This is a genomic window from Mycobacterium sp. (assembly GCF_040509115.1).
Taxonomy (GTDB): Bacteria; Actinomycetota; Actinomycetes; order Mycobacteriales; family Mycobacteriaceae; genus Mycobacterium.
Genome location: NZ_JBEVLO010000048.1, coordinates 1 through 8,394 on the forward strand (window position 1 = coordinate 1; position 8,394 = coordinate 8,394).

The 8,394-nt window shown below is 68.6% G+C and carries 9 protein-coding genes; 2 read left to right on the forward strand and 7 right to left on the reverse strand.

Annotated elements, in window-relative coordinates:
* Positions 1–2: 2 nt before the first annotated feature.
* From ABW137_RS03905 to aroA, 4 genes are read right to left on the reverse strand one after another with little or no spacing between them, the layout of a single operon-like run.
* The gene (locus ABW137_RS03905; protein WP_526397079.1) at positions 3–851 is read right to left on the reverse strand and encodes an aldo/keto reductase; all 849 of its coding nucleotides are present in this window, start codon (positions 849–851) and stop codon (positions 3–5) included.
* A gap of 43 nt (positions 852–894) precedes the next feature.
* On the reverse strand, positions 895–1,563 hold the full coding sequence (locus ABW137_RS03910) for a class I SAM-dependent methyltransferase (protein ID WP_526397081.1): 669 nt from the start codon (positions 1,561–1,563) through the stop codon (positions 895–897).
* Positions 1,563–2,543, reverse strand: a complete 981-nt coding sequence (gene rsgA, locus ABW137_RS03915) for a ribosome small subunit-dependent GTPase A (protein WP_526397083.1) — start codon at positions 2,541–2,543, stop codon at positions 1,563–1,565. The genes ABW137_RS03910 and rsgA overlap by 1 nt, the downstream gene beginning before the upstream one ends.
* Positions 2,540–3,856 carry a 3-phosphoshikimate 1-carboxyvinyltransferase gene (aroA, locus tag ABW137_RS03920; RefSeq protein WP_526397085.1) on the reverse strand — a complete coding sequence of 439 codons (1,317 nt, stop codon included), beginning with the start codon at positions 3,854–3,856 and terminating at the stop codon, positions 2,540–2,542. The genes rsgA and aroA overlap by 4 nt, the downstream gene beginning before the upstream one ends.
* 45 nt (positions 3,857–3,901) lie before the next feature.
* Here aroA and ABW137_RS03925 point away from each other — a divergent pair, with 45 nt between their 5' ends.
* Together ABW137_RS03925 and ABW137_RS03930 are read left to right on the forward strand one after the other, a co-directional pair.
* Positions 3,902–4,693 (forward strand): SOS response-associated peptidase, encoded by a 792-nt coding sequence (locus ABW137_RS03925; RefSeq protein WP_526397087.1) that lies wholly within the window; start codon positions 3,902–3,904, stop codon positions 4,691–4,693.
* Positions 4,690–6,198: a DUF7782 domain-containing protein gene (locus ABW137_RS03930; RefSeq protein WP_526397089.1), complete on the forward strand. Its 1,509-nt coding sequence runs from the start codon at positions 4,690–4,692 to the stop codon at positions 6,196–6,198. The genes ABW137_RS03925 and ABW137_RS03930 overlap by 4 nt, the downstream gene beginning before the upstream one ends.
* A gap of 1 nt (position 6,199) precedes the next feature.
* Here ABW137_RS03930 and ABW137_RS03935 read toward each other — a convergent pair whose 3' ends face one another.
* From ABW137_RS03935 to ABW137_RS03945, 3 genes are all read right to left on the reverse strand, one after another.
* A complete protein-coding gene (locus ABW137_RS03935) occupies positions 6,200–6,979 on the reverse strand; it encodes a class I SAM-dependent methyltransferase (protein ID WP_526397090.1) in 780 nt (259 codons plus the stop codon).
* Positions 6,980–7,099: 120 nt separating this feature from the next.
* A complete protein-coding gene (locus tag ABW137_RS03940) occupies positions 7,100–7,948 on the reverse strand; it encodes an SDR family oxidoreductase (protein WP_526397092.1) in 849 nt (282 codons plus the stop codon).
* A gap of 10 nt (positions 7,949–7,958) precedes the next feature.
* The coding region (locus ABW137_RS03945) for an aminoacyl-tRNA deacylase (RefSeq protein ID WP_526397094.1) at positions 7,959–8,394 on the reverse strand (436 nt) is incomplete at its 5' end.

Here is an 8,394-nt window from a genome sequence, read left to right on the forward strand (position 1 = left end):
GCCTAGTCGGGGATGTAGTCGAAGACGTCGGGGTTCGGGCCCGTGCGGCCTTCCTCGCCCTTGTCCAGTGCGCTCAGCGCGTCGACGTCGTGCTGGCTCAACTCGAAGTCGAACAGCGCGAAGTTCTCTTCGATTCGCTTCGGCGTCACCGACTTCGGGAACACGATGTCACCGCGCTGAATGTGCCAGCGAAGAACGACCTGAGCCGCTGACCTGCCTGTCCGTTCGGCGATCTCGGTCACCACGGGGTCGTCGAGGACGTTGCCCTGCGCGATCGGTGACCACGCCTCGACCGCGATGTCGTGCTCGGCGCAGTACGCCCGCACTTCCGCGTTGACGAAGTAGGGGTGTACCTCGATCTGGTTCACCGCCGGGACGGTGTCGGTCTCGCTGGCCAAGCGCTCGAGATGTCCGACCTGAAAGTTCGAAACTCCGATGCTCTTGGCTCGGCCGTCGCGCCGGAACTCCTCCAGCGTCTGCCACGTCGAGACGAAGTCGCCGCCGTAGAGCGTTGGCAGCGGCCAATGGATCAGGAACAGGTCGACGTAGTCGAAACCAAGCTTTTCGAGGGTCTCATCGAACGCCTTACGCGCAGCGTCGGGTTCGTGATATCCGTTGTTGAGCTTGCTGGTCACGAAGATGTCGGCACGGTCGAGTCCGGAGTCCCGGATGCCCTGGCCCACGCCCGCTTCGTTCCTGTACATCTCGGCGGTGTCGATGTGCCGGTAGCCGATGTCCAAGGCGGTCTTGACCGCGGCCGCCGTCTCATCGGGGTCGATCTGGTAGACGCCGAATCCAAGCTGCGGAATGCTGGCTCCGCTGGTGAGTTCGATCGCCGGTACGTTGCTCACGAAAATTGCCTCCTTCGGCTCGGTTCCTCGTGGAACCCGCCCTCTACGACGTTAGTGCAAACGGAGTCGCGGCTGGCTTGCGGGCAAGCATGAACGCCTGCGGGGTGGACTGGACGCCGTCGTCGTCGGGTTCGCGCACGGTGGTCGAGTAGACCTCCAGCCCTGCGGCGTCCAGCGCAGCGGTGACCGCGGCGGGGGTGCGCCGGTGAAAGAGTAGGTCGACGGAGACCCCGAACGCCTCGGTCAACCGCTTGGCCACGCTTCCCACCTGGAACGCGAGCAGAAGCACGCCACGCGGCGTCAGCACGCGAGCAAACTCGGCCAGGATCGACGCCAGGTCCTCGTCGGGGACGTGAACGAGCGAGTACCACGCACACACGCCCCCGACGCTGGCGTCGCCAACCCCCAAATCGCCCGCCGATCCGACGCGGAACCGCAGGTGCGGGCTGAGACGACGCGCCTCGTCGATCATCCTGGGGGACAGGTCGATTCCCGTTGCGGCGAGCCCATGGTCGTGCAGGAGCGCGGTCGTCGCGCCCGTCCCGCACCCCACGTCGAGGACAGCGGGCTGACCGACGGAGCGCACCAGGCCCGCGAACGCCGAGAGCATGGCGAGGTCGACCGGCTTGTCGTCGAGGTAGTGGTGGAAGCGGGCCGCGTACTCGGCGGCGGTGGCGTCGTACCCGGCCCGGGTCGATTCGAGGTAGCCCACTAGCCCGCTCTCATTGCGGCCAGCAATCGACGTGCCGCCAGCACGCGTTCGGCCGCCGGGCCGGTGAGCCCGTCGAGCGCGCACTCCGGATCGGCGGGTGGACCCATGTGTCCGCACCCGCGCGGGCAGTCCTCGATGGCCTCGGCCAGATCCGAGAACGCCTGCATGACGTCGTCGGCCGTGACGTGGGCAAGACCGAACGACCGGATGCCAGGGGTGTCGATCACCCAGCCGGAATCGTGCAGCGGCAACGCGACCGACTGCGTCGAGGTGTGTTTGCCCTTGCCGACGCCGGACACCACGCCCACCGCCCGATCGGCATCGGGGACAAGACGATTCACCAGCGTCGACTTGCCGACGCCGGAGTGCCCGACGAGCACGGTCAGCTTGCCGACCAGCAGGTCCGCCACCACGTCGAGGTCATCGCTGCGGCCTGCGGTGACGACCGTCAGGTCCAGGCCGACGAACTGTGCGGCGAAGGCCTCCGGTGGCACCAGATCCGACTTCGTCAAGCAGAGGATCGGGGTGAGGCCGCCGGCATAGGCGGCGATCAGCGAGCGCTCCACGAAGCCGGTGCGCGGTGGTGGATCGGCCAGCGCGACGACGATCAACAGCTGGTCGGCGTTGGCCACCAGCACCCGCTCGGTCGGATCCGTGTCATCGGCGGTGCGCCGCAACACCGTTCGCCGTTCACCGCGCCGAACGATGCGGGCCAGCGTGTCCGGTTGGCCGGAGAGGTCCCCGACGATGTCGACCTCGTCGCCCACCACGATCGGGGTTCTACCGAGCTCGCGCGCCCGCATCGCCGTGACGACGCGGTGCGGATCGCCGCCGAGTGCACACCCCCACCTGCCGCGGTCGACCGTGACGACCATCCCGGCCTTGGCGTCGGCGTGTTCGGGGCGCGTCTTGGTGCGCGGCCGCGAACCCCGGCCCGGGCGTACCCGGACGTCGGATTCATCCCAGTCGTGCTGACTCAAGGGGTTTCGGATACCTGACCGGCCAGCATGTCTGCCCACATCCGCGGGAAGTCGGGCAGCGTCTTGGCCGTGGTGCCGATGTCCTCGACCTCCACGCCGGGCACGCGCAATCCGACGATCGCACCCGCAGTCGCCATGCGGTGGTCGGCGTAGGACTGCCAGACGCCGCCGTGCAGCTGGGTGGCCGTGACGACCAACCCGTCGGCGACTTCGCGGCAGTCACCGCCGAGGTTGTTGATCTCGTTGGTGAGGGCCGCGAGCCGGTCGGTCTCGTGGCCGCGCAGGTGGGCGATGCCGGTGAGATGCGATACCGCGCCCGGCTCGGCCAACGCCGCGATCGCCGCGATCGACGGCGTGAGTTCTCCGACGTCGTGCAGGTCGGCATCGAAGCCTCCGAAGCTGCCGGACCCCTTCACCTCCAGGAACGAATCAGCCTGCTGGACAATCGCTCCGGTCTTGGCGAGCAGTTCCAGGATGGTGTCCGACGGTTGCACGCTCTCCCGCGGCCACAGCGCGATCCGAACCGATCCTGCGGTGACGATGGCGGCCGCCAGAAAGGGGATCGAGTTCGACATGTCGGGTTCGATGGCCCAGTGGCGCGCGGCAATCGGCCCTGGCCGGATCTCCCAGCGGTTCGGCGTCGAGTCGTCGACGGATACGCCCGCATCGCGGAGCATCGACACCGTCATCGCCACGTGAGGCGCCGACGGCACGGAGTCCCCGGTGTGCACGACGGTCAGTCCCTCGGTGAAGGTGGCGCCGGACAGCAGCAGGCCGGACACGAACTGAGACGACGCAGAGGCGTCGATGTGCACCGTGCCCCCGGCCACCGAACCGGCTCCGTGTACCCGGAATGGCAGTCCGTCGCCGTCCAGGCCGACGCCGAGCCCGCGGAGCCCGTCGAGCAGCGGAGCGATCGGACGCGACCGGGCCTGCTCGTCACCGTCGAAGACGACGTCCTGGTCGCCGAGGGCTGCGACGGGAGGGACGAAACGCAGCACGGTGCCCGCCAGGCCACAGTCGATGGTGGCGTCCTTGGCGGGGGAGATGGCGCCGCTGACCGTCAGCTCGGTGTCGTTGCCGTCGAGCGCGATGCCGAGCGTCCGCAGGGCCCCGATCATCAGGTCGGTGTCGCGGCTGCGCAGTGCGCCGCTCACCGTCGACGTGCCCTGCGGCGTGGCCAATGCGGCGAGAACCAGCGCTCGATTGGTCTGGGACTTCGAGCCCGGCACCTCGACCGTGGCGTAGACCGGCGTGGGCGTCGTCGGTGCCTGCCACTTCCGGTTCTGCTCCTCGGGTGCGCGCGTGCTCATGGTGTCCATCCTGCCTTGTCGGCACTTTCTGGAACCATGGGATGCATGTGTGGGCGATTCGCAGTGACGACCGATCCGGCGCTGCTGGCGGAGAAGATCAAGGCCATCGACGAAAGCACGGCGGCCCCCGACACCGGCGCCCCGAACTACAACGCCCCCAACTACAACGTCGCGCCGACCACCACCATCACCTCGGTGGTCAAGCGGCACTCCGAACCGGACGATCAATCGACGCGCCGGGTCCGCATGATGCGGTGGGGCCTGGTCCCGCCGTGGGCCAAGACGGCCGAGGACGGTGGCCCTGACACCAAGGCGCTGCTGATCAACGCCCGTGCGGAGACGGTCACCACGTCGGGTGCCTTCCGCAGCTCGGCCAAGGGCAAGCGATGCCTGATCCCGATGGACGGCTGGTACGAGTGGCGGCCCAACGGCGAGACCACGTCCGGCAAGAAGGCGGCCAAGACGCCGTTCTTCATGTACGGCGCCGACGGCGAGCTGCTGTACATGGCGGGCCTGTGGTCGACGTGGCGGCCCGCGAAGGATTCGGGTGCCCCCTCCGACGCGCCGCCGTTGCTCAGCTGCTCCATCATCACCACCGACTCGGCAGGGCCGCTGGCCGAGATCCACGACCGCATGCCGCTGACCATCAGCGAACGCGACTGGGATCATTGGCTGGACCCCGACGCCCCCGTCGACGAAGGGTTGTTGCGCGGCCACGGCGACCTCGACCGCATCGCGATCCGGCAGGTGTCCCGGCTGGTCAATAGCGTCCGCAACAATGGCCCCGAGCTGATCGCGCCTGCCGAGCCCGAGCCCGAGCAGGGCACTCTGCTGTGACCCAACCGCTCCACGCGACCGCCGTCGTCGACGCGCTGGCCGCCGACCTGCGCAGCGCCGGGTACACCACCGACGGCGTAGCCGGTCTGCTCGGCGCCGACGCCAACGCGGCGTTCAGCCGCGGATTGTGGTGGTCGGCGCTGCGGGTCACTGACCGCCCCGCTCCCGGTGGTGAGCGACTGGCGGTGCTGGTGCGGCTGTTCCTGCTGGGCACCTCCGAATCACGGGACCGCGTTGCGCTGGCCCTGCCAACGGCAGGCGTCGACGCGCTCCTGGCGAATGGCGTCGTCGAACGAACCGAGGGTGATTCGCTTCGAGCGGTGCTCGACGTGCGTCCGCACGGCGACGGGACCAGCGACTTCCTGGTGGTTTCCGATCAGGACGCCGCGCTGAACCCCGGGCCCGTGCACTACGACCACGTCCTGGGCATCGGCGGGGCATCGGTGACGCTGGCCCACGCCGTGGTGCGGACGCCGGTGCGGCGTGCGCTGGACGTCGGCACCGGTAGCGGCATCCAGGCTTTGCACCTGTCGGCGCACTGCGACGAGATCGTCGCGACCGACACCAACGAACGGGCCCTGGCGCTGGCCGCGGCGACCGCGCGTCTCAACGGCATGGAATGGGATCTGCGCTGCGGCAGCCTGTTCGAGCCGGTCGGGGGCGAACGCTTCGACCTCATCGTGTCCAATCCGCCGTTCGTGGTCGGCACCGGGGCGCTTGACTATCTCTATCGGGACTCCGGAATGGCCGGAGATGCGTTGTCGCAGAAACTGATCGAAGAGGTCGGTGATCACCTGGAGCCCGGTGGCACCGCCCAGATCATGGCGAACTGGATCGTGCCTCGTGGGCATGACTGGCGGAAGAGGGTACGAGGCTGGCTGGCGGGCACCGGTCTGCATGCGTGGGTGGTCCAGCGCGAGTTCGCCAGTCCGGTCAGCTACGTGTCGCTGTGGACCTCGGATGCAGGTGAGCGGCCAGAGGATGCGGCCCGCCGCGGCGGACTGTGGTTGGACTGGTTCGACGAGCAGGGCGTGGCCGGGGTCGGCATGGGCATGATTTCGGTGCGGGCGCCACGCCGCGGCGAGAACCGCCCGCCCGACCAGGTGCTCGAGGAGATCACGGGCGCTGACGAAGGGTTGACGGGACCCGAGGTCGACGCGTTCTTCGCGCGCCGGGAGTACTTGCACGACACCGGCGACGACGCACTCTTGGCCGCCAAGTTGTCCACCGCGGCGGTGCTCCTTGAGGAGCAGTCGTTGCCTGGTGCCGATGGTTGGCAGGTGGTCGGCGCGGCGGTGCGGAGACCCGGTGGTCCCGGCGCCGTGCTCGGCGTCGACGAGGTGTCGCGCGCGCTACTCGCGGGCTGCCGCGGCGAGGTGCCGCTCGGCATGCTGGTCGATCTCCTCGCGGCCCATCATGGCGTCGACGCCGATGCGCTCGCGAGTGCCGCATTGCCGGTGGTACGCGAAGCGATCGGTCGCGGAATCCTTTATCAGGCAACGTGATTCACCCTCGGCGAAGGGCGCTCACCACTACGTAGCTCGAGTCGAACGCAACGCCGTCGGCGGTGACGTGCGGGCGTATGGCGTCGGCGAATGCGTCCGTCAGTTGGCGGCGCTGGTCGTCGTCGACGCGCTTGAAGAGGTCGACGTGCATCGGCGATTCGTGCTCTAGGAAGTGCAGCGTGGCGTCGATCGACGCGAATCGCCACGTCAGCCTTCCCTCTGCGGTGTCGACGTCGGAGAAGTCGGCGGCGAGGCGACGCTGGACGATGGCCGGGTCGCCCCACTGATCGGGGGAGAAACCCTGATTGGGCGGTGCGCCGAGCACGGCGAGGATGGGGTCGTAGAACGGATTGCTGGCGTCGCGTCGCCAGGACGAGATGGAAAGCACGCCAGCTGGTTTCAGCAACCTGGCGAGCTCGGGGAGCTGTCCGTCCGGGTCGACGAAGATGATGCCCATGTTCGACACGGCGGCGTCGAACGAGTGCTCGGGCAATCCGGTGTCGGCCGCGTCGGCGGTCACCCAGGTCACCGAGTGCCCCGCGTCGGCGGCCCTCTGCTTGCCGACGTCGATCAACTCTGGTGTGACGTCGACGCCGGTGACCAGGGCGCCACGCGCGGCGGCGGCCAGCGCGGCGCTGCCCGTGCCGCAGGCGAGGTCGACGACGGTGGCCCCGCGTAGCGGATGTCTGCGGTTTGCTGCGTCCACGGTCTGTTCGGCGATGGCCTCGATGCGTTCGGCGACGGACTCGTAGCGGCCGGCTGCCCACACGGAATTGCTCACGGTTTCACCGTAGTTCAGCGCGGCCGTACCGTGACGGCTCCCCGCCGCCACCCGCCGAACGCGACGAGGCGATCGACGTTTCCGGGCGGAATCGCACGTTGCTCGACGTTCGCGCTCGACCTAGGGGCCGGTGTACCCCGGCGGATTCGGTGTCTCCACCCACAGGTCGACCCCGAGCTCGGAGCCGGGCACGCAGTCGTAGATGGAGAGGTCCGTCACGCCGGACTCGACCAGGACGTCCTCGCACAGCACCGCGTTGCCGGTGTACTCGGTCGCGGGCCTGGTGAAGATCTCGTAGGCGGCGTCTGCGTACACCTCGGGTTTGCGCGCCCTGGCCATCGCCTCGGGACCGCCGAGCAGGTTCTGCACGGCCGCGGTGGCGACCATGGTGCGCGGCCACAGCGTGTTCGACGCGATTCCGTCGGCCCGCAGTTCCTCCGCCATCCCGAGTCCGCACAGCGTCATGCCGTACTTGGCCATCATGTAGGCCGTCGGCTTGAGCCACTTGGATTCGAGCAGGATGGGCGGGGACAGCGTCAGGATGTGTGGATTTTCCCGGCCCTTCATGTGCGGGATGCAGGCCTGGGAGACCGCGTAGGTGCCACGGACGTTGATGCCGTTCATGAGGTCGAACCGCTTGAGCGGGACCTCGGTGATGGACCCCAGGTTGATGGCCGAGGCGTTGTTGACGCAGATGTCGATCCCGCCGAACTGCGCGACCGCTTGGGCCACTGCCGCCGCCACGGATTCGCCATCGCGGACGTCGCCGAGGATCGGTAGCGCCTGCCCCCCTGCGGCCTCGATCTCCTTGGCCGCCGTGTAGATCGTGCCCTCGAGCTTGGGATGCGGTTCTGCGGTCTTGGCGACCAGGGCGACGTTGGCGCCGTCGGCGGCGACGCGCTTGGCGATCGCCAGCCCGATACCGCGGCTGGCGCCCGAGATGAACATGGTCTTTCCCGACAGCGACATGCGTCCAACCCTAGGTCGCCAGGATGTCCGCGGTCACCGCGTTGGTGAGACGGATGAGGTCCGTGGGAGCAAGAACGACCTCCAGTCCGCGCTTGCCTGCGCTGCAGAGCACCTTGTCCCAGATCAACGCGGAGTCGTCGACGACGGTCGGTAGCGGCTTGCGTTGACCCAACGGCGATATGCCACCGAGTACGTAGCCGGTGGACCGCTCGGCGGCGGCCTTGTCGGCCATCTCCGCCTTCGGCACCCCTAGCGCGGCCGCCGCAGCCTTGAGCGAGAGCTTGTGCGGGACGGGGAGGACGGCGACGGCGAGTCCCTTCGGAATGGCGATGACCAGCGTTTTGAACACCTGTTCGGCGGTCACGCCGCTGCGGTCGCCCAGGGCGGCGACGGCTTCGTCGCCGAAGGATTCGACGCGGGGGTCGTGGTCGTATCGCAGCACGTCG

Coding starts and splice junctions, on each gene's coding strand:
- ABW137_RS03940 (WP_526397092.1), bottom strand. CDS start 7,948: ATGTCGCTGTCGGGAAAGACCATGTTCATCTCGGGCGCCAGCCGCGGT.
- aroA (WP_526397085.1), bottom strand. CDS start 3,856: ATGAGCACGCGCGCACCCGAGGAGCAGAACCGGAAGTGGCAGGCACCG.
- ABW137_RS03925 (WP_526397087.1), top strand. CDS start 3,902: ATGTGTGGGCGATTCGCAGTGACGACCGATCCGGCGCTGCTGGCGGAG.